The sequence below is a fragment of the Micromonospora sp. NPDC005203 genome (genome assembly GCF_042872705.1).
In the GTDB taxonomy this organism is placed as follows: Bacteria; Actinomycetota; Actinomycetes; order Mycobacteriales; family Micromonosporaceae; genus Micromonospora.
Genome location: NZ_JBIAKV010000007.1, coordinates 179,079 through 198,598, shown reverse-complemented (window position 1 = coordinate 198,598; position 19,520 = coordinate 179,079). Strand labels below are relative to the sequence as shown.

The following is a 19,520-nucleotide window of genomic DNA, read 5'->3' as shown; positions in this document are numbered from 1 at the left end:
CCTCACCGACCGTCCGCGAACCGGTACGTGGTGGTGGTGCCGCGTACCGGATGGGAGGGTGGGTGTTCCCTTCCGCGACGCGCGCCGTCATCATCTCTGCATGGGGGAGAACGGTTGGCGCTGGACGGACGCCTGGATCTTCGTGTCGCTGGTGATCGCGAGCGGAGCCGGCCGGCACCGTCGGTCGGCGACGAGTCGCCGGCCGGAGGGTGTCCGCCTGACCGATGTGCTCTCCACCGCCGACCACCTCAACCACGCGATTCCGCAGCGGCACGAGGTGGAGGCCGCCGTCCAGCGGCTGGTCGGGGCCGGGTTGGTAAGTGTCGTCGACGGCTGGTTCCGGATCACCGCCGAGGGTGAGCAGCTCTGGCGCACCCGCCCGCGCGCCGGCGTGGCGACCATGGTGGACACCGTGCAGGGCGTGCTGACCCGCCGACACGCGCCCGGCAGCGCCGACTGGAGTCTGGACGAGGCCGACCACGCCGCGGCCGTCCAGGAGTACGCCGTCCGCTCGATCCCCACGCCCCGCCGGTCACCCGAGGGGCACTCCGGCGGGCACTGACCGGCTCAGCGCACCGGGTGACCGCTGTCCCGCAGCGCGTCCTTGACCTCGGCCACGGTCAGCTCGCCGAAGTGGAAGACACTGGCGGCGAGCACCGCGTCCGCGCCCGCGCCGATCGCGGGCGGAAAGTGGGCCACCTCGCCGGCACCCCCGCTGGCCACCACCGGCACGTCCACGATCGCCCGTACCGCGGCGATCAGCTCCAGATCGAAACCGGCCTTGGTGCCGTCGGCGTCCATCGAGTTGAGCAGGATCTCCCCCGCGCCCAGCTCGGCCCCCCGCTGCGCCCACCACACCGCGTCGATGCCCGTGCCCCGACGGCCGCCGTGCGTGGTGACCTCGAACCCGCTGGGGGTGATGTCGGTCGGCGCCCGGCGCACGTCGAGGGAGAGCACGAGCACCTGCCGGCCGAACCGGTCGGCTATCTCGGCGATCAACTCCGGCCGGGCGATGGCGGCGGTGTTCACGCCGACCTTGTCCGCGCCCGCGCGCAGCAGCGTGTCGACGTCGGCGACCTGCCGGACCCCGCCCCCGACGGTCAGCGGGATGAAGACCGACTCGGCGGTGCGGCGCACCACGTCGAGCATGGTGCCCCGGTCGCTGGAGGACGCGGTGACGTCGAGGAAGGTCAGCTCGTCCGCCCCGGCCCGGTCGTACGCGGCGGCCAACTCCACCGGGTCACCGGCATCGCGCAGGTCGAGGAAGTTGACGCCCTTGACCACCCGCCCGGCGTCCACGTCGAGACAGGGGATCACCCGTACCGCCACCGTCATGCCGCCACCCTATCCTCCGCGCGAGGAGCGGCGGCCGACCCGACCGGGCCGACCGCCGCGCACCACGAACCGATCAGACCCGAACGAGCATCTTGCCCAGGTTCTCGCCGCGCAGCAGGCCCAGGAACGCCGCCGGGGCGTTCTCGATACCGTCGACGACCGTCTCGTCGTAGGACAGCGTGCCCTCGCGCAGCCAGCCGGCGACGTCACGGACGAACTCCGCCCGCACGTTGTTGTGGTCGTTGACCAGGAAGCCGCGCAGGGTGAGCCGCTTGCCGATGACCAGCGCCAGGTTGCGCGGCGCGGCCGGCGGTTCGGTCGCGTTGTACTGCGAGATCATGCCGCAGATCGCGGCCCGGCCGTGCAGGTTCATGGCCGAGATCGCCGCCTCCAGGTGGTCGCCGCCGACGTTGTCGAAGTAGACGTCGACACCGTCCGGGGCGGCCGCCCGCAACGACTCACGGACCGGCCCGTCGTGGTAGTCGAAGGCGGCGTCGAAGCCCAGCGCCCGCAGCCGCTCGACCTTGGCGGCCGAGCCGGCGCTGCCGACGACCCGGCCCGCGCCCCTGAGCTTCGCGATCTGGCCCACCAGGCTGCCGACCGAGCCGGCCGCGGCGGAGACGAAGACCGTCTCGCCGGGCTTCATCGCGGCGACCTCCAGCAGACCGGCGTACGCGGTCAGCCCGGGCATGCCGAGCACGCTGAGGTACGCGCTGACCGGCGCCAGGCTCGGGTCGACCGGCCGGGCGGCGCTGGCGTCGAGCAGCGCGTACTCCCGCCAGCCCAGCCCGTGCAGGACCGTGGTGCCGACGGCGACGTCGGCCGACTCGCTGGCCACCACCTCGCCGATCGCCGCACCGTCGAGCGGGGCGTCGAGGGCGAACGGCGGCACGTACGACTTGACGTCGTTCATCCGTCCCCGCATGTACGGGTCGACGGACAGGAACTGGTTGCGGACCACGATCTGGCCCGGTCCGGGCGTCGGGACGTCGGTCTCGACGAGCCGGAAGGTGTCCTCGGTGGGCCAGCCCTGCGGGCGGCTGGCCAGGTGGATCTCACGATTGCCGGTCACGGGGTGGTCGTCCTCTCGTCCGCGGTGGGGGCCTGGGTCCGCGACGTCATGCGGCCGAGGTCTCGCGGACGGTCAGCGCGACGTCGATGTTGCCGCGGGTGGCGTTGGAGTACGGGCAGACCTGGTGGGCCTGCTCGACGAGTTGCTCGGCAATCTCGCGGGAGACGGCGGGCAGGTCGACGACGAGCCGTACGGTGAGCCCGAATCCGCCGCTGCCGTTCGGGCCGATGCCGACCTCGGCGGCGACGACGGAGTCGCTCACGTCGGCCTTGGCGCGGCGGCCCACCAGGCGCAGGGCGCTGTGGAAGCAGGCCGCGTAGCCGGCGGCGAAGAGCTGCTCGGGGTTGGCGGCCCCACCGGCGCCACCCATCTCCTTCGGCACGGCCAGGTCGAGCGCGAGGGTGCCGTCGGAGGTCTCGACGTGGCCGTCGCGGCCATCGCCGCTGGCGGTCGCGGACGCGGTGTAGAGAACCTGCATGAGAGTCACTGCTCCTTCTGTTGGTGGATGGTCTCGGTGACCCGGGTGAGGGTGTCGCGCAACGCCACCAGCTCGCCGAGGCCCAGCCCGGTGGCCTGCGCGATGCGCAGCGGGACCTCGCAGAGCTGCTCGCGCAGCGCCCGCCCCTGCTCGGTGAGGACGACCTCGACCCGCCGCTCGTCGCGGGCCGACCGCCGTCGCACCACCAGCCCCGCCCCCTCCAGTCGCTTGAGCAGCGGAGAGAGCGTGCCGGAGTCCAGTCGCAGCTCGGCGCCCAGCTCGGACACCGCGGGGGCGTCGTCGGGGCGCTCCCAGAGCACCAGCAGCACCAGGTACTGCGGGTAGGTCAGCCCGACCTCGTCGAGGATCGGCCGGTACACGTCGGTCAGGGCGCGCGACGCGGCGTAGAGCGCGAAGCACACCTGCCGGCGCAACACCAGGTCATCGGTCACCGCCGAACCGTAGCTCACAATTAAGTTGTGCACAACTTATCGGGCTACGGGCCAGCCAGCCAGCAGGCCGGGCGGGCGGGCGGGCGGGCGGGCGCGTATCTCAGCGATCGCCGAGGTACGCCTCCAACTCCACCTCGACCAGGTGCTCCGGGTCCAGCAGACCGGCCACCACCACAAGCGTCGCCGCCGGCCGCACCGCGCCGAAGACCGCGTTGTGCGCCCGGCCCACCTCGTCGGCGTGCCGGCGGTCGGTCACGTACATCCTGGTCCGGACCACGTCACCGGGCTCCGCACCCACCTCGGCGAGCGCGGCCAGACCGATCCGCAGCGCCTGCGCGGTCTGCGCGGCGGCGTCCCCGACGTGCACCACCCGGCCATCCACCGTCGCCGTGCAGCCGGCTGTCCAGGCCCGCTCGCCGGCCCGGACGACCCGGGAGTACCCGTACTCCTGCTCCCATGGACCGCCCGAGCCGAGCCGGGTGACCGTCACGCCTCGGCCAACGTCCGCAGCGCCTCGGCCACCGTGAACGCGCCCGCGTAGAGCGCCTTACCGGCGATAACGCCCTCCACCCCGGCCGACTCCAGGGTCGCCAACGTCCGCAGGTCGTCGAGCGTGGACACCCCACCCGAGGCGATCACCGGCCGGTCGGTGCGGGCGCACACCTCACGCAGCAGGTCCATGTTCGGCCCGCGCATCGTGCCGTCCTTGGTGATGTCGGTGACCACGTACCGGCTCGCACCCGCCTTGTCCAGCCGCTCCAGGACCTCGTACAGGTCACCGCCGTCACGGGTCCAACCCCGCGCCGACAGGGTGTGACCACGCACGTCCAGCCCGATGGCCACCCGGTCGCCGTACTCCGCGACGACCCGGTCACACCAGACCGGGTCCTCCAGGGCGGCGGTGCCGATGTTCACCCGGGCCGCCCCGGTACCCAACGCCGCGCGCAGCGACTCGTCGTCACGGATGCCCCCGGAGAGCTCCACCTTCACGTCCAACTGCCGCACCACCTCCGCGAGCAGGTGCGCGTTGGTGCCCCGACCGAACGCCGCGTCCAGGTCGACCAGGTGGATCCACTCCGCGCCGTCCTGCTGCCAGGCCAGTGCCGCGTCCAACGGGTCGCCGTAGATGCTCTCGCTTCCGAGGGCGCCCTGAACGAGCCGGACGGCCCGGCCGTCAGCGACGTCCACGGCGGGTAACAGGGTGAGGCTCAAGGTCTTCTCCTCGATCAGGTACGACGGTCCAGGGCGATCACGACGATCGCCGGCAGTACGAGCAGCAAGAGCACGATCAGCGCGATACGCAACGCCAGGTTGTCGACGAACGTCCAGATCAGGATCAACGCCGCGCCGGTGAGCAGCACGATCGCGGCCCGCTCACCCCGAGTGTGCCGGGCCAGCCGCCCGGAGCGACCCCGCCGCAGCCGTGGCGTCAACCGGCGAACCACCGCGCGACGGCGCTGCCGGCGAGCTACCTGACGCTGCCGGACCGCCCGCTCCCGGGCCTGCTCCGCCTCCCGCTCCGCCCGCCGGCGGGCCCGTTCCCGGCTCACCGCGACGCCCCCGAGTCGGGCGTCGGACACCGACGCTCAGCCACCGGTGGGCAGCGTGGCGAGCCAGTTGCGCAGCAGCGCGGCACCGGTGTCGGCGGACTTCTCCGGATGGAACTGTGCCGCCGAGAGCGGACCCCGCTCCACCGCGGCGACAAAATCCGTGTCGTGGTGGGTGGTGCTCACCACGGCGCCGGCAGCGGCCAGCGCCGCCGGGTCGCCCATCGCGTACGAGTGGACGAAGTAGAACCGGCTCTGCTCGGTCAGCCCGGCGAAGAGCACCGACTCCGCAGGCGCCCGGACCGTGTTCCAACCCATGTGCGGCAGCCTGGCGGCGGCCAGTCGGGTCACCCCGCCGGGCAGCAACCCCAACCCCTTGGTCACCACGCCGTGCTCGTCGCCGTGCTCGAAGAGCACCTGCATGCCCACACAGATGCCGAGCACCGGCCGGCCGGCGGCGACCCGCTCGGCAATCACCGGGCCGGCGCCGAGCGCCTCGATCCCGGCCATGCACGCCGCGTACGCCCCCACCCCCGGCACCACCAGACCATCGGCGGCGGCCGCGGCGGCCAGATCGTCGGTCACCCGGACGTCCGCGCCGGCGGCGACCAACGCCCGCTCCGCCGAGCGCAGGTTGCCCGAGCCGTAGTCGAGCACCACCACGGCGCTCACGCGTCGCCCCCCGGCAGCAGCCGCAGCACCCCGGCGACCGTGGCGAGCACCGCGAGCACCCCGGTGACCAGCACCGCCACCTTCGGCGCACCCTGGCGGTGAAGCGACCAGGTGCCACCGACCAGCACCCCGGCCAGGATCAGCAGCAACGTCGGCAACGCGGCACCCATCAGAGCCGCCCTCGAATCGCGACTGCGGGGCTCCGCTTCGCTGCACTCCTCGCGCTCATCAGAGTGCGCCCTTCGTGCTGGGGATCGCGCCCGCCGACAGTGGGTCGATCGAGGTGGCCTCGCGCAACGCGCGGGAGACCGCCTTGAACTGCGCCTCCACCACGTGGTGCGCGTCCGGGTGACCACCCGGTCGGGCCGCCCGCAACACGTCGACGTGCAACGTCACCCGGGCCGCCTGGCCGAAGGACTCCCAGATGTGCCGGGTCATGCTCGTCGCGTAGACCGGCCCGATGTACGGGGCCAGCGCCGGCTCGTCGTGCACCACGTACGGCCGACCGGACAGGTCCACCGCGGCCCGGACCAGCACCTCGTCCATCGGCACCGTCGCCGAGCCGTACCGCCGGATGCCGGCCTTGTCGCCCAGCGCCTGGTCGAACGCGGCACCCAGGGCCAGGGCGGTGTCCTCGATCGTGTGGTGCGCGTCGATCTCCAGGTCACCCACGGTGCGTACGGTCAGGTCGAAGCCGCCGTGCCGGGCGATCTGGTGCAGCATGTGGTCGTAGAAGCCGACCCCGGTGCTGATCTCGGCGGCACCGTTGCCGTCGAGGTCGATCTCGACGAGGACCTTGGTCTCCTTGGTGATGCGCTCCACCCGGGCGGTCCGGCTCATTGCTTACCTCTCGGTCGCGACTGCGGGGCTCGCAAGCTCACTCCTCGCGCTCCCACGTCACAGTCTCCATTGCAGAAAGAAAGGCGTCGGTCTCGGCCGAGGTGCCCGCGGTCACCCGCAGCCAGCCGGGCAGGCCCACGTCGCGGACCAGCACCCCCTGCGCCAGCAGGGCGTGCCACCCGGTGGTCTGGTCGCCGCCCACCTCGAAGAGCACGAAGTTGGCGTCGCTGTCGGCGACCCGCAACCCACGCTCGCGCAGCGTCGCCACGATCCGATCCCGCTGCACCATGATCGCGCTCACCGTACCGAGGAGGGTGTCGCGGTGGGTCACCGCAGCGCGGGCGGCGGCCTGGGTCAGCGTGGACAGATGATACGGCAGTCGAACGAGCTGCACCGCCTGCACCACCGCGGGGTCGGCGGCCAGGTAACCCAGCCGCCCGCCGGCGAAGCCGAACGCCTTGCTCATCGTCCGGGTGACCACCAACCGGGGGTGGCCGGGCAGCACCGCGAGGGCGCTGACCGTCCCGGGTCGGGCGAACTCGGCGTACGCCTCGTCGACGACCACCATCCCCGGCGCGACGTCGAGCACCCCGGCGATCACCGCCGGGTCCAGTGCCGTGCCGGTGGGGTTGTTCGGTGAGCAGAGGAACACGACGTCGGGGCGGTGCTCCCGGACCTGGGCGACCGCCTCCCCGACGGTCAGACCGAAGTCGACGCCGCGCCGCGCGGGCACCCACCGGGTGCCGGTGCCGAGGGCCAGCAGCGGGTGCATCGAGTACGCCGGAACGAACCCGAGCGCGCTGCGCCCCGGCCCACCGAACGCCTGCAACAGCTGCTGCTGGATTTCGTTGGAGCCGTTGGCCGCCCACACCTGCTCGACGGTGAGCCCGTGCCCGAGATATGCGGCCAGGTCGGCGCGGAGCGCCACCGCGTCCCGGTCCGGATAGCGGTTCAACTCGCGCAGCTCGGCCGCGAGGGCCTTGCTGATCGCCTCGACCACCGGCTCTGGCACCGGGTGGGAGTTCTCGTTGGTGTTCAGCCGCACCGGCACGTCCAGCTGCGGCGCCCCGTACGGCGACAGCCCCCGCAGGTCGTCGCGGATCGGCAGCTCCTCCAAGCCGGTTCGCTCGCTCACGCCGTCCCTCCCGGGAAACGGGCCTGGACGGCCTGGCCGTGCGCCGGCAGGTCCTCCACTCCGGCCAGGGTGACCACGTGTGGGGCCACCTCCCGCAGAGCGGTCTCGGTGTACTCGATCAGGTGCACCCCGCGCAGGAACGACTGCACCGACAACCCGGAGGAGTGCCGGGCGCAGCCGCCGGTGGGCAGCACGTGGTTGGACCCGGCGCAGTAGTCGCCAAGCGACACCGGCGACCAGGCCCCCACGAAGATCGCTCCCGCGTTGCGGACCCGCAGCGCCCACTCCCGGGCGTCGACCGTCTGGATCTCCAGGTGCTCGGCCGCGTACGCGTCGACCACCCGCAGCCCCGCCGCCAGGTCGTCGACCAGGACCACGCCGCTCTGCTCACCTGTCAACGCGGTGGTGACCCGGTCGGCGTGCTTGGTCGCCGGCACCTGCCGGGCCAACTCCCGCTCAACCGACTCGACGAGCCTCAGCGACGGGGTGACCAGCACACTCGCGGCGAGCGGGTCGTGCTCGGCCTGACTGATCAGGTCGGCGGCGACGTGCGCCGGATCGGCCGTGTCGTCGGCCAGGATGGCGATCTCGGTCGGCCCGGCCTCGGCGTCGATGCCGACCACGCCGCGCAGCAGCCGCTTGGCGGCGGTCACCCAGATGTTGCCGGGGCCGGTGATCAGGTCGACCGGGTCGCACCGCAGCTCACCCACCGGGTCGACCGCCGCGCCGTACGCCAGCATCGCCACCGCCTGGGCTCCGCCCACGGCGTACACCTCGTCGACGCCGAGCAGCGCGCACGCGGCGAGCACCCGGGCGTCGGGCAGGCCGCCGTTGTCCTTCTGCGGCGGGCTGACCACCACCAGCGACCGCACCCCGGCCGCCTGGGCGGGCACCACGTTCATCACCACCGTCGACGGGTACATCGCCAGGCCGCCGGGCACGTAGAGGCCGACCCGGTCGACCGGCAGCCAGCGCTCGGTGACCGTGCCGCCGGGCACCACCTGCGTGACGTGGTCGGTGCGCCGCTGGTCGTCGTGCACCCGGCGGGCCCGGGTGATCGACTCCAGCAGCGCGGCGCGCACGGCCGGGTGGAGCACCCCCTCGGCCTCGGTGATCGCCTCGACCGGCACCCGCAGCACCTCCGGGGAGATGCCGTCGAACCGCTCACTGGCCTCCCGGATCGCCGGGTATCCATGCTCGCGGACCGCCTCCACCAGAGGGCGGATCCGCTCGACGGCAACCGAGACGTCGAGCTGGGCACGGGGCAGCAGGCGGCGCGGGTCACCGAGACCGTTGCGCAGGTCGATCCGATTCAGCACCCTTGCGAGTCTAGGCGGCCGGCGCGGAGCGCACCCGAGCCGCCCGTCCGCCGGGACGGTGAGCCGGGCCACGCCTCCGGGGGCGAGATTGGTTAGGCTCGACGATGTGACCGCACGGCTGCCGGTGTTCCCGCTCGCAACAGTGCTCTTTCCCGGCTTGGTGCTGCCGCTGCACATCTTCGAGGAGCGCTACCGGGCGCTGGTGCGACACCTCATCGACCTGCCCGAGGGTGCGCCACGTGAGTTCGGCGTGGTGGCCATCCAGGCCGGGTGGGAGGTCGCGCCCGCCGGTCCCGGCGCCCACGCCACGCCGAGCGCCGGCGCCGTCACCCTGCACGAGGTGGGCTGCACCGCCGAACTGCGCCAGGTGACCGAGCTGGCCGACGGTGGCTTCGACATCGTCACGGTCGGCCGGCGTCGCTTCCGGATCGCCGAGGTCGACGACAGCGCCGCGCCCTACCTGACCGCCGACGTGGAGTGGTTGCCCGACCCGGCCGGGCCGGACGAGGTGGCCGAGCTGCTGGCCGCCCGGGTGATCGCGGTGTTCCGGCAGTACCTGGGCCTGATCCGCTCCGACCCGGAGGAGATCTCCGAGCAACTGCCGGAGGACCCGACGGTGCTCTCCCACCTGGTGGCGGCGACCGCGGCGCTCACCGTCGACGACCGGCAGCGCCTGCTGGCCATCGACGACACCGCCGCCCGGCTCCGCGCCGAGCTGCGACTGCTCAACCGCGAGGCGGCTCTGCTTCGTCAGGTGCGGGCGGTGCCGGTGCCGCTGTCGGAGCTGGCGTCCCCGCCGACACCCAACTGAGATCGGCCGGCTCGGGCTCCGGGCGCAGCCCCGGCCAGCGCGACCAGCCGGCCAGCAGGGTGTACATGATCGCGGCACCGAACGCCGGCAGCAGCAGGTTGCCGTGCGGCACCGGCAGCACGCCGAGCAGCCAGTCGACCCCACCGGCCCGCAGGTCCGCGGGTTTGGTGAAGGCCTGCCCGGCCGGAGCGGTGGCCAGTAGCCGGTCGAAGGTGGCCAGGCCGACGCGCCGACCCACCTGCCAGGCCACCGGTGCGGCGACCAACGCGCCGAGCACCGCGGCGAGCAGCCCCACCGGACCGCGCCGACGCCGCAGCACGAACCACAGGGCGAGCGCGACCAGCAGCCCGAAGCCGAGCCCCAGCAGACTGAACCAGCCGTCCGCGGCGATCGGCTGCTCCGGTTGCGGGTCGGCGTAGATCGCCCCCTCGACGGTCTTGACCACCGGCGTGTCCGGCGCGAGCACGGCCCAGAGCAGTCCGAACGGCACACCCAGCACGGCCAGCGCGAGCACGGTGCCCAGCACCGTCACGGTGGCGCGCAGCGGGCGGCGCGGCTCGTCGAAGCTGAGCTGCAGAGAGCTCTGGTACGCCCCCCAAGGGCCAGCGCCGGCCGACTGCTCACCCACCAGCGGCGACTCGCCCGCTGACGGCGACTCACCGACCGACGGTGTCGGGCCCGACGCTCCGGGCGGTGTGGGTCGGTCGGGCTCGTCGGCGGGTCTCTCACGGTCGGGGTTGTCCGGGCTCACCCGATGATCCTCTCAGGCCCGGTGTCGGGCCGGAGCCCCGGTGGCGGCAGACCAGCTCACCGGGCGAACGGCTCCACCATCATCGCCGCGGCGCGCAGCCACGCCTGGCGGGTCTCCGGCTGGAGCTGGTGGTACTCGATCGACGACCCGGTCTCCAACGCCGGGTCGTACGGCACCACCGCCACCCCCCGGGTACGGGTGGCGAAGTGCCGCTCCAGGTCGTCCTGCAGGGCCGAGCGACCCGGGGTCGGGCAGGAGATGAGCGTGATCGCGTTGTCCGCCAGTTCGCCCATGCCCTCCTCGTGCAGCAGGTCGAGCATCCAGTCCGCGCTGAACGCCGCGTCCTCGCGGGGCACGGTGGTCACCACCAGCTGATCCGCGGCCTGCATCACCGTGCGCCAGTTGGGGCTCTCCACGTTGTTGCCGGTGTCCACGCACACCACGTCGTGGGTACGCCGCAGCAGCTCCAACACCCGTCGGACGGTGAACTGGTCGAGTCGCTGGGCGAAGCGCGGGCTCTCCTCGCCGGCCAGCACGTCGTACGAGCTGTCGGAGGCGTGCCGCAGGTAGTCGTCGAGCCGACCCAGCAGGGTCGAGCCCTCCAGGATCTCGATCTGGGCCAGGTCGGCCACCAGGTGCCGGATCGTCCGGGCGTGCCGGGCGCTGCCGGCACGCAGTCCGAGGGTGCCGCGCAACTCGTTGTCGTCCCAGGCCAGAACGCCCTGGCCGCGCACGCTGCCGACGGTGGCGGCGGCGAGCACGGTGGCGGTGGTCTTGTGCACCCCGCCCTTGGGGTTGGCGAAGGCGAAGACCCGGGGCGTGCCCAGGTCGCGGCGGAGCACCTCGTTGGCCCGCTCGTGCTCCGGGTCGGCACCCTGCGCACGCCACTCGACCCGGGCCGGGTAGGCGCGTTCGGCGACCACCGAGCCAGCCGACGGGCTGGGCGGCGGCACGACTGGCGGGGCAGGCGCGGGTGTGACAGGTGCGGATGGCGGCGCGGCCACCGGGTAACCGGTCTCCGGCTGGTAGCCGGTCTCCAACAGCGCGTACCGCGACTCCGCCGGCGGGTCACCCTGCCGATAGCCGTTGTCCAGCAGCGCGTAGCGGGACTGGGCGGGGTCGGGCGCGGGAGGCGGCGACTCGGGCTCAGCCCGGTACGCCGGTTCCGCCTGGTAGCCCGGCTCGGTCCGGTAGCCCGGCTCGGCCCGGTAACCCGGCTCCGCCCGGTAACCCGGCTCCGCCCGGTAACCCGGCTCCGCCCGGTAACCCGGCTCCGCCCGGTAACCCGGCTCCGCCCGGTAGCCCGGCTCGGGGCGATAACCCGGCTCGGCGCGGTAGCCCGGCTCGCCCCGGTGATCCGGCTCGGCCCGATAGGTCGGCTCGGCACGGAATTCCGGCTCCGCGCGGTAGTCAGGCTCCGCGCGATAGTCAGGTTCCGCGCGATAGGTCGGCTCGGCGCGATAGTCAGGCTCCGCGCGATAGGTCGGCTCGCTCCGGTACGCCGGCTCCGAGCGGTAGTCCGGCTCGGCCCCGTAGGCGGGATCCGCCCGGTACGCCGGCTCGGCCCGATAGGCGGGGTCGACGCGGTAGGTCGCCTCGGCCCGGTAGGCGGGGTCCGTGCCGCCGTACGCCGACTCCGCCGGTTGCCCGACGGCCGGTGCCCGCCCGGCGTACCCGTTCGGGGCCGCACGCCGTGGCAGCGGGTCCGGCGGCGCCTCGTCGGCCCGCCGCTCCGGCTCGGTCTGCTCCGCGCCACGACCGCCCAACCGGGCGCGGTCCAACAACGCGCGCCACCGCGGCGCTGGTTCGGCCGGCCGGCCCCAGCCGGTCTCACTGCCCTCCACGGCCCGCCCTCCCAGCACCATCGATCTCCGTCTGACAGGCTACGAAGCAAACCCTATTCGGACCACACCTCAGAACGCACACCAGCCGACGCAGATCACGACGACGTGGGCGTCGGCGGTTCGACGGCGGTGGTGGCGTCCGGCGAGGTGGTGATGCTCGGCGGGGGCGGCCCGGTGGGTTCCGTCGAGGGCGGCGTTGGTAACGGAATCGTCACGACCGGTGCGGGTTCCGACGATTCGCCCACCGACGCCACGGGCTCCGGGGTGCCAGGTGCCGGCTCCGACCGTTGCGCGGGCGTCGGCTCGGGGCTCGGCCCGGTGTCGGCCGGCGGGCGCACCACGTCATCCTGCTCGGGCAGGGGTGGCGTGAAGACCGTGCGGTCCAGCCGGTACACCTCCGGGGCGGGGTCGACCGCACGCACGTGCGGTCGGGCCGCCATGCCGCGCAACACCCCCGGCACCGCTCGTACCACCGCCGCGTAGACGCAGGAGCAGCCGGAGCGGTACGCGGCCGCCTCGGCGGTCGCCACCTCGGCGCCGCTGGCATAGCGCGCCCGCAACTCCCGCTCACCGTCGCCGTCGCCGTCGACCGCGGTGGCCCTGGCCCGGTAGTCGGCGGCTTCGGTCTCCTTGCGGGCCGCCACCTGACCCATCCCGGCGACCACGTCGTCCGGCACCCGCATCGCGGGGATCCTGACAATCTCGGTCTGCCGCCCCGGCAGCGGAACCCGCCCGAAGACCGTCGAGACTCCGACGTCGCCGAGCACCGTCGCCAGACGCTGCGGCGGCAGGTACGCGACGAGTGTGACAAGCGCGTAGGTCCCGTCCTCGGCGGCCGGGGCGGACTGGGTGAGCGCGGCCAGGTCGGCGGCGGCGGACCGCAGGTAGCCGGGCACGGAGTCGCCGTCGGAGACGCCCACCCGGGTCACCTCGCCCACCGTCCGGTCGCCGAGCGGAGTCTCGTCGGCGGCCCAGAGCGCGGTGCCCAGCACCGCCGCCGCGGACAGCGCGGCCGACCAGGTGAGCACTCCGGACCGGCTCGGCCGGTCGCCCAGCCGGGCCACGGCCCGGGTCAGCTGCGGCAGCAACCGTTGGTCCAGCTGCCGTAGCAGGTTGCCGGCGCGCACGGGCGGGATCCCCTCGTCGGGTCGGTGTCGGGCGGTCGCCGCTCAGTCACGCAGGATCTGGAGCGCGCGGTCCAGGTCGTCAGGGTAGTCGCTGACGAACCGGACCTCGTCCCCCGTTCGGGGGTGCAGGAAGCTCAGTTCGCGGGCGTGCAGCCACTGTCGGGCCAGGCCGAGACGGGCCGAGAGGGTGGGATCGGCGCCGTAGGTCAGGTCACCCACGCACGGGTGCCGCATGGTGGAGAAGTGCACCCGGATCTGGTGGGTCCGACCCGTCTCCAGGCGGACGTCGACCAGGCTGGCCGCCGGGAACGCCTCCAGGGTGTCGTAGTGGGTGATGCTCGGCTTACCGCCGGAGACCACCGCCCAGCGGTAGTCGTGGGTGGGGTGCCTGTCGATCGGCGCGTCGACAGTGCCGCGCAGCGGGTCCAGGTGACCCTGCACCACCGCGTGGTAGCCCTTGTCCACCTCGCGGTACTTGAAGGCCCGCTTCAACGCCGTGTACGCCTGTTCGCTCTTGGCCACCACCATGATCCCGGTGGTGCCCACGTCGAGCCGGTGCACCACGCCCTGCCGCTCGGCGGCACCGCTCGTGGAGATGCGGTGCCCGATCGCGGCGAGGGCACCGATCACGGTCGGGCCGGTCCACCCGGGGCTGGGGTGCGCGGCCACCCCCACCGGCTTGTCGACCACCACGATGTCGTCGTCGGCGTAGACCACCCGCAGGCCGGGCACCGCCTGCGGCACCACCGTCGGCGGGGCGACCGGGGCGGGCAGCGTGACGTCCAGCCAGGAGCCGGCCTTGACCTTGTGCGAGTTGGCGCGCGAGGTGCCGTCGACGAGCGCGTCCCCGGCATCGACCAGGGCCGCGGCGGCGGTGCGGGAGAGCCCGAACAGCCGGGACACCGCCTGGTCCAGGCGCATGCCGTCCAGGCCGTCCGGGACCGGGAGGGAACGGTGGTCGCCGCCCGCGGCGAACGCGGAGGTCATGCCCGCTCCCGCTGGTCCGCGCCCTGGGTGGCGTCCGTCTCGACCGGGGCGCCGTCGCGTCCGGCCCGCCGGCCGTCCCGCTGGCGGCCGGTCAACTCCAACAGCATGGCCAGCAGCACGCCGCAGACCAGCGAGCTGTCCGCCAGGTTGAACACCGGCCAGACCTGGCCGTACGGGTCGAACAGGCTGATCATGTCGACCACGTGCCCGTGGAAGGGCGCGGGGGCCCGGAAGATCCGATCGACGAGGTTGCCCAGCGCGCCGCCCAGCACCAGGCCGAGGCAGATCGCCCACGGCAGCGAGCGCAGACGCAGCGCCATCCAGACGATCCAGCCGACCACACCGATGGTGATCAGCGGGAAGATCCAGGTGTGGTCCGCGCCGATGCTCCAGGCGGCACCGCTGTTGCGGGTCAGACTCAGGTAGACGGCCCCGCCGAGCAGCCGGACCGGCTCCCGGTCGGTCAACGCGGCCAGCGCGAGGTGCTTGGTGACCAGGTCGGCCAGCAGGGCCACCAGGGCGACTCCGGCGAGAATCGCGACGGCCCGGGGCCGGCGTATGCCGGCACCCGGGTCGGTACGGCCGGGTTCGGCGGACGGTGCTGCGGTCATGCGCTCCCCATCGAGGTGTCTCGGCGGTGATCGCTCACCGTCTCATCGCCGCCGGGGAGCGGACCTCAGCGCCGCTCCTCCAGCTGCTTGCACGTCACACACTGGGTGGCCGACGGGAAGGCGGCGAGGCGCTCGACCGGGATCGGGTTGCCGCACCGCTCGCACCAGCCGTAACCACCCTCGTCGAGACGCTCCAGAGCGCGCTCGACCTGTGTGATCCGTTCCAGAATGCTGTTGGCGAGAGAGATCTCCTGCTCCCGCTCGAGCGTCTTGGTGCCCGTGTCGGCCTGGTCGTCCCCGGCCGAGTCGGTCAGCCGATCGCGCTGCAGCTCGGTGATCTCACTCAGCGTCTGATCGTACTCGGCGCGAAGCTCGTCCCGCCGCGCCGCCAGCGCCGCCCGGATCTTCTCGGTCTCCGCGGTGCTGCGGGTGGCCTTGGCCACCGGCTTGCGCCCGGCGGTCCTGGTGTCGGCTGGCTTCGCCATGGGTCGCTCCCTCGGCCGGGGAGCCGCGTTGTTCGCGGCACCTGGTCAGGGGGCGCCAATCATGACGACGTCCCCTAGATGTACGAAAAGGGGCGCACGGCGACGATGGCCGCGCACTCCGGAGGTTGGCAAGAATACGGAACGTACAGGCGTCCGACAATGTGCCGCACCGTCGCCCCGCTTAACTACCCCTAGCCCTGCCTAACTGGGGCAAAGGGAACGCTAGCAGGTCAACCGACCGCCTCATCCCCGTACTCGCCAAACCATCGGGCCAGCCGACCGCGCCGACTGACCGCCCGCAGCCGCCGTTCGGCGGCGTCGCGCACCCCGGCCGTCGCCACGATCAGCAAACTGTCGCCGGTCTTCAGCCGGGTGCCCGGAGTGGGCACGAAACCCACCCCGTCGCGCAGCACCAGCGTGACCGACGCGCCCAACGGAAGCCGCAACTCGTCGACGTGCACGCCCGCCAGCCGCGAGCCCGGCGGCACCTCCAACTGGAGCAGATCCGCCCGCATCCGCTCCAGCGGCGCGGTCTCCAGGTGGATCTCGGTGGCCTCCGCCGGCGCGGTCACCCGCAACCGGCGGGCGAACGGCCCCAGCGTGCCGGTCTGCACCAGCGTGAAGATCACCACCAGGACGAAGACCACGTCGAAGAGGCGCTCCGCCCCGGGCACCCGTTCGGAGAGCGGGATGGTCGCCAGCACGATCGGCACCGCCCCGCGCAGCCCCGCCCAGGACAGGAACGCCTGTTCGCGGAGGCCGACCCGGAACGGCAGCGCCGAGACGGCCACCGACAGCGGGCGGGCCAGCAGCACCAGGGCCAGCCCCGCGACCACCGCCGGCACCACCGCCGCGTCCAGCCGGCCCGGCGAGGCCAGCAACCCGAGCAGCACGAACAACCCGATCTGGGCGAGCCACGCCAGCCCGTCCGCGAAGCCGAGGATCGCCTGCCGGTGGGACAGCCGGGCATTGCCCAGCAGCACCCCGGCCACGTAGACGGCGAGGAACCCCGAGGCGTGCAGCACCGCCCCCGCCGCGTACGCCAGCACGGTGATGCCCACCGCGGCGATCGGGTAGAGCCCGGCCGAGGGCAGCGCGGCCCGCCGCAGCGCCCAGGTGCCGGCGATGCCCGCGCCCACGCCCACCGCCGCGCCGACGCCCAGCTCGTAACAGACCAGCAGGACCTCGTACCACCACGGGTGCGACCAGCCCTGGTGCGACAGCAGCACCACCAGCAGCACCACCGGGGCGTCGTTCATGCCCGACTCGGCCTCCAGCGTCGCCACCAGGCGGGGCGGCAACCGCAGCCGGCGCAGGGTGGCGAAGACAGCCGCCGCGTCGGTGGACGAGAGCACCGCCCCGTAGAGCAGCGCCAGGCGCCAGTCCAGCCCCAGCAACAGGTGCACGGCGACGCCGACCACCACGATGCTCACGACCACGCCGACCGTGGAGAGCACGGACGCCAGCCCGAGCACCGGTCGCAGCGTGGACCACCGGGCGGTCAGACCGCCCTCCGCGATGATCACGATCAGTGCGCAGAAGCCGAGGGTACGGGTCAACTCGACGTCGTCGAAGTGGATGCCCAGACCACTCTCACCGATCGCCACGCCCAGCGCCAGGTAGACCAGCAGGCTTGGCACACCCAGCCGGGTGGAGAGTCGCACCGCGCCGACGGCGACCAGCAGCACGGCCGCTCCCAGCAGCAGCGCGATATCAAACCCGGGCGTCACGGCTGCCCGGCCTGGGCGTTCCTCACTCGGCGGATCCGTCGCGCAGTCGGCACAGCACCCCGGACAGGTCGGGGCTGGGCCGATCGACGAGGAAGAGCTTGTCCCGACTGGCCGCGCCGGCGCGCAGGACGACCTCGGACCGCCGGACACCCAGAGCAGCGGCGAGGGCCCGGCGAGCCGCCTCGGTTGCCCGACCGTCGACGGCCGGCTCGTGCACCGCGATCACGAGGGCGAGACCGTGCGGGCCGTCGAAGCAGCCGCCCACCCGGGCGGACGAGGCGCCGGGTTTCACGCGTACCGCCACGGTGAGCGTGTCCTGCGCGGGCACCGGAGCCGCTTCAGATCGGCCGGGCGTCGGCGAGCAGGGCGGTGGCCGGCGCGCAGGTCGCGCACGGGGTGAAACCAAGCTCGGCGGCCTCGGCGACCGGCAGCGTCTCGGGCACCCGGCCGACGAGATGCGGGCAACTGGCGAGGTGGTAGCGGGGGTGGCCGTCCACCACCTCGACGTCGTCGGTGAGCCGCGCCACCCGGGCCGCCTCGGCGGGGGTGATCAGTTGCTCGCCGGGCTCGTCGGCGGCCGGGGCGCCGTGGCTGAGATCGTCGTCGGTCGACGTCGCCGGGCTGACCGGGCGGACCGGCGAGGACGTGTGGTCGGCCGGCGTCCCGAACGGTGGCCACGCTCCGAACGGGGGCGCGTCGTCGAGCGGCGCGTCAGCGGGTGCCTCGTGGTCGACCGGCGGCGCGGGTGGTTGCCGCCACCCGGTGCCGCCGGTACCAACCGTCGTGGGCACATGCTGGACCGGCACTTCCGGGCCGACCAGCGGCGGCCCGTACGCGACACCCGGCGTGGCCTGGCTGGCCGTGCGGGGTGCGTCGGGTTGCCGCCGGCCGGTCCGACCGGGATCCGCCGTGGCGCGGTTGGCGGCTGCCTGACGGGCACCCACCACCAACGCCACGGCGGCCAGCAGACTGGCCGCGATGGAGATGATCAACATGATGCTGGAGCCACCGGCCAGGCCGAGCACCAGGAGCACCACCGCGACGAGGATGAGCAGGAGACTTGCGACTATCACGGCTCACCCCCGCCGCGTCGTGCCGTCCAGACAGGGCCGGCGACCGTCACCATTGGCGGAGAACGATCGCCGGCCGGCGCTCAGCGTCCGGCTTCGAGGGCGCCGGAACGCCCGCTGCCGTACGAACCGGCGAGACCCGCAGCGGCCAGCCCGTTGCCGCCGGCGACCCGGCCTGCCTCGGAGCGGGTCATCTCGGCCTCCAGGCCCTGGCCACGACCGTCGAGGTCACGCAGCTGGCTCTCCAGGTACGCCTTGAGCCGGGTGCGGTACTCGCGCTCGAACTGCTTGAGCTCCTCGATGTGCTTCTGCAGGGCCGTGCGCTTGGCGTCCAGGCCGCCCATGGCCTCCTGGTGCCGCTGGCGGGCGTCCCGCTCCAGGGCGTCGGCCTTCGCGCGAGCCTCGCGGGTCACCTCCTCGGCCTTGCCACGGGCCTCGGACAGCAGCTGGTCGGCTTCGCGGCGCGCGTCGGACACGTGGTCGTCGGCGGTGCGCTGGGCCATCATCAGCACGCGCAGGGCCTGCTGCTCACCGTCACCGGTGACGCCGCCGGCCGGGCCGCCGGTCGCGCGGACCTGCTCCAGCTCGGCCTGCATCGCGCGGGCAGCCTGCTCGGCCGCCGACTTGTCGCGCTGCACCCGGTCCAGTTGGGCCTTGACGTCGTTGAGCTCCGCCGCCAGTCGGGCGTCGCCGCCGGGGCCTGCGGGGGCACCGCCACGGCCGCCGCGCTCCACCTGGGCGCGCAGCTCGTTGTTCTCCTCGATGAGACGGGCGAGCTCGCGCTCGACCTCGTCCAGGAAGGCGTCGACCTCCTCCTCGTCATACCCCCGCTTGCCGATCGGCGGCTTTTTGAAGGCGACGTTGTGGACGTCGGCCGGGGTCAGCGGCATCGAAACTCCTCGGGTCAGTTGCGGCCGCGAAAGCGCGTCGGTCATCAGGCAGATGCCCTGATCGACGGCCCTAACACGAACTCCATCAGCACGAACAGGATAACCAGGAGCACAAGGGAGGCCAGGTCGATGCTCACGGTACCAATTCGCAGCGGAGGGATCACACGCCTCAACGCGTTGAGAGGGGGATCAGTGACGCTCCACACGGATTCCAATCCTGCCGATGCGCCACGGCCCGGTTGCCAGCGCCGGCCGTACTGCAGGACGGCGCTCAACACGAACCGGGACAGAAGAAGAAGCAGGAAGACATAAAGGATCAGGTACAACACTTGCAGTAAGATCGACAACACGGTCAGCGACGTCC

Annotated in this window: 25 protein-coding genes; 2 read left to right on the top strand and 23 right to left on the bottom strand. The window is 73.2% G+C overall.

Annotated elements, in window-relative coordinates:
- Positions 1-100 precede the first annotated feature (100 nt).
- Positions 101-562, top strand: a complete 462-nt coding sequence (locus tag ACFYPM_RS18150) for a hypothetical protein (protein WP_387197819.1) — start codon at positions 101-103, stop codon at positions 560-562.
- Positions 563-567: 5 nt separating this feature from the next.
- On the opposite strand, the gene hisF is transcribed toward ACFYPM_RS18150, so the two are convergent.
- The 12 genes from hisF to hisD all read right to left on the bottom strand — a co-directional run bounded on the left by hisF (position 568) and on the right by hisD (position 8,850).
- On the bottom strand, positions 568-1,335 hold the full coding sequence (gene hisF, locus ACFYPM_RS18145; protein ID WP_365067906.1) for an imidazole glycerol phosphate synthase subunit HisF: 768 nt from the start codon (positions 1,333-1,335) through the stop codon (positions 568-570).
- Positions 1,336-1,408: 73 nt separating this feature from the next.
- Positions 1,409-2,407: an NADP-dependent oxidoreductase gene (locus ACFYPM_RS18140; protein WP_387197814.1), complete on the bottom strand. Its 999-nt coding sequence runs from the start codon at positions 2,405-2,407 to the stop codon at positions 1,409-1,411.
- A gap of 46 nt (positions 2,408-2,453) precedes the next feature.
- Positions 2,454-2,885 (bottom strand): organic hydroperoxide resistance protein, encoded by a 432-nt coding sequence (locus tag ACFYPM_RS18135; protein ID WP_387197811.1) that lies wholly within the window; start codon positions 2,883-2,885, stop codon positions 2,454-2,456.
- A gap of 5 nt (positions 2,886-2,890) precedes the next feature.
- Positions 2,891-3,337: a MarR family winged helix-turn-helix transcriptional regulator gene (locus ACFYPM_RS18130; RefSeq protein WP_387197808.1), complete on the bottom strand. Its 447-nt coding sequence runs from the start codon at positions 3,335-3,337 to the stop codon at positions 2,891-2,893.
- Positions 3,338-3,437: 100 nt separating this feature from the next.
- Positions 3,438-3,827, bottom strand: a complete 390-nt coding sequence (locus ACFYPM_RS18125) for a RidA family protein (RefSeq protein WP_387197806.1) — start codon at positions 3,825-3,827, stop codon at positions 3,438-3,440.
- Positions 3,824-4,549, bottom strand: coding sequence for a bifunctional 1-(5-phosphoribosyl)-5-((5-phosphoribosylamino)methylideneamino)imidazole-4-carboxamide isomerase/phosphoribosylanthranilate isomerase PriA (priA, locus tag ACFYPM_RS18120; protein WP_387197803.1), 726 nt, complete (start codon positions 4,547-4,549; stop codon positions 3,824-3,826). The genes ACFYPM_RS18125 and priA overlap by 4 nt, the downstream gene beginning before the upstream one ends.
- Positions 4,550-4,563: 14 nt before the next feature.
- Complete coding sequence (locus ACFYPM_RS18115; RefSeq protein ID WP_184177053.1) at positions 4,564-4,887, bottom strand: hypothetical protein; 324 nt, start codon at positions 4,885-4,887, stop codon at positions 4,564-4,566.
- Positions 4,888-4,923: 36 nt separating this feature from the next.
- A complete protein-coding gene (gene hisH / locus ACFYPM_RS18110; RefSeq protein ID WP_387197800.1) occupies positions 4,924-5,556 on the bottom strand; it encodes an imidazole glycerol phosphate synthase subunit HisH in 633 nt (210 codons plus the stop codon).
- Positions 5,553-5,726, bottom strand: a complete 174-nt coding sequence (locus ACFYPM_RS18105; RefSeq protein WP_357251106.1) for a hypothetical protein — start codon at positions 5,724-5,726, stop codon at positions 5,553-5,555. The genes hisH and ACFYPM_RS18105 overlap by 4 nt, the downstream gene beginning before the upstream one ends.
- A 58-nt stretch (positions 5,727-5,784) precedes the next feature.
- The gene (hisB, locus tag ACFYPM_RS18100; protein ID WP_387197797.1) at positions 5,785-6,396 is read right to left on the bottom strand and encodes an imidazoleglycerol-phosphate dehydratase HisB; all 612 of its coding nucleotides are present in this window, start codon (positions 6,394-6,396) and stop codon (positions 5,785-5,787) included.
- A gap of 37 nt (positions 6,397-6,433) precedes the next feature.
- The gene (locus tag ACFYPM_RS18095; protein WP_387197794.1) at positions 6,434-7,531 is read right to left on the bottom strand and encodes a histidinol-phosphate transaminase; all 1,098 of its coding nucleotides are present in this window, start codon (positions 7,529-7,531) and stop codon (positions 6,434-6,436) included.
- The gene (gene hisD / locus ACFYPM_RS18090; RefSeq protein WP_387197791.1) at positions 7,528-8,850 is read right to left on the bottom strand and encodes a histidinol dehydrogenase; all 1,323 of its coding nucleotides are present in this window, start codon (positions 8,848-8,850) and stop codon (positions 7,528-7,530) included. The genes ACFYPM_RS18095 and hisD overlap by 4 nt, the downstream gene beginning before the upstream one ends.
- Positions 8,851-8,956: 106 nt before the next feature.
- On the opposite strand from hisD, the gene ACFYPM_RS18085 reads away from it, so the two are divergent.
- On the top strand, positions 8,957-9,661 hold the full coding sequence (locus ACFYPM_RS18085; RefSeq protein ID WP_387197788.1) for an LON peptidase substrate-binding domain-containing protein: 705 nt from the start codon (positions 8,957-8,959) through the stop codon (positions 9,659-9,661).
- On the opposite strand, the gene ACFYPM_RS18080 is transcribed toward ACFYPM_RS18085, so the two are convergent.
- The 11 genes from ACFYPM_RS18080 to ACFYPM_RS18030 form a co-directional block, all read right to left on the bottom strand.
- Positions 9,576-10,412 carry a DUF2567 domain-containing protein gene (locus tag ACFYPM_RS18080; protein ID WP_387197785.1) on the bottom strand — a complete coding sequence of 279 codons (837 nt, stop codon included), beginning with the start codon at positions 10,410-10,412 and terminating at the stop codon, positions 9,576-9,578. The genes ACFYPM_RS18085 and ACFYPM_RS18080 overlap by 86 nt on opposite strands.
- A gap of 56 nt (positions 10,413-10,468) precedes the next feature.
- The gene (locus ACFYPM_RS18075; protein ID WP_387197782.1) at positions 10,469-12,277 is read right to left on the bottom strand and encodes an AAA family ATPase; all 1,809 of its coding nucleotides are present in this window, start codon (positions 12,275-12,277) and stop codon (positions 10,469-10,471) included.
- A gap of 74 nt (positions 12,278-12,351) precedes the next feature.
- Positions 12,352-13,383, bottom strand: a complete 1,032-nt coding sequence (locus ACFYPM_RS18070; RefSeq protein WP_387197779.1) for a hypothetical protein — start codon at positions 13,381-13,383, stop codon at positions 12,352-12,354.
- A 42-nt stretch (positions 13,384-13,425) separates the two neighbouring features.
- Positions 13,426-14,370 carry an RluA family pseudouridine synthase gene (locus ACFYPM_RS18065; protein WP_357251084.1) on the bottom strand — a complete coding sequence of 315 codons (945 nt, stop codon included), beginning with the start codon at positions 14,368-14,370 and terminating at the stop codon, positions 13,426-13,428.
- Complete coding sequence (gene lspA / locus ACFYPM_RS18060) at positions 14,367-14,981, bottom strand: signal peptidase II (protein ID WP_387197776.1); 615 nt, start codon at positions 14,979-14,981, stop codon at positions 14,367-14,369. The genes ACFYPM_RS18065 and lspA overlap by 4 nt, the downstream gene beginning before the upstream one ends.
- 65 nt (positions 14,982-15,046) lie before the next feature.
- Positions 15,047-15,466 (bottom strand): TraR/DksA C4-type zinc finger protein, encoded by a 420-nt coding sequence (locus tag ACFYPM_RS18055; RefSeq protein ID WP_124770807.1) that lies wholly within the window; start codon positions 15,464-15,466, stop codon positions 15,047-15,049.
- A 230-nt stretch (positions 15,467-15,696) separates the two neighbouring features.
- Positions 15,697-17,196, bottom strand: a complete 1,500-nt coding sequence (locus tag ACFYPM_RS18050) for a potassium/proton antiporter (protein ID WP_387197772.1) — start codon at positions 17,194-17,196, stop codon at positions 15,697-15,699.
- A gap of 22 nt (positions 17,197-17,218) precedes the next feature.
- A complete protein-coding gene (locus ACFYPM_RS18045; protein WP_387197770.1) occupies positions 17,219-17,524 on the bottom strand; it encodes a DUF167 domain-containing protein in 306 nt (101 codons plus the stop codon).
- Between the two features lie 10 nt (positions 17,525-17,534).
- Positions 17,535-18,269 carry a hypothetical protein gene (locus tag ACFYPM_RS18040; RefSeq protein WP_387197767.1) on the bottom strand — a complete coding sequence of 245 codons (735 nt, stop codon included), beginning with the start codon at positions 18,267-18,269 and terminating at the stop codon, positions 17,535-17,537.
- Between the two features lie 80 nt (positions 18,270-18,349).
- On the bottom strand, positions 18,350-19,156 hold the full coding sequence (locus tag ACFYPM_RS18035) for a DivIVA domain-containing protein (protein ID WP_357251070.1): 807 nt from the start codon (positions 19,154-19,156) through the stop codon (positions 18,350-18,352).
- 44 nt (positions 19,157-19,200) lie between these two features.
- On the bottom strand, positions 19,201-19,506 hold the full coding sequence (locus ACFYPM_RS18030; RefSeq protein WP_030334503.1) for a YggT family protein: 306 nt from the start codon (positions 19,504-19,506) through the stop codon (positions 19,201-19,203).
- Positions 19,507-19,520 lie beyond the last annotated feature (14 nt).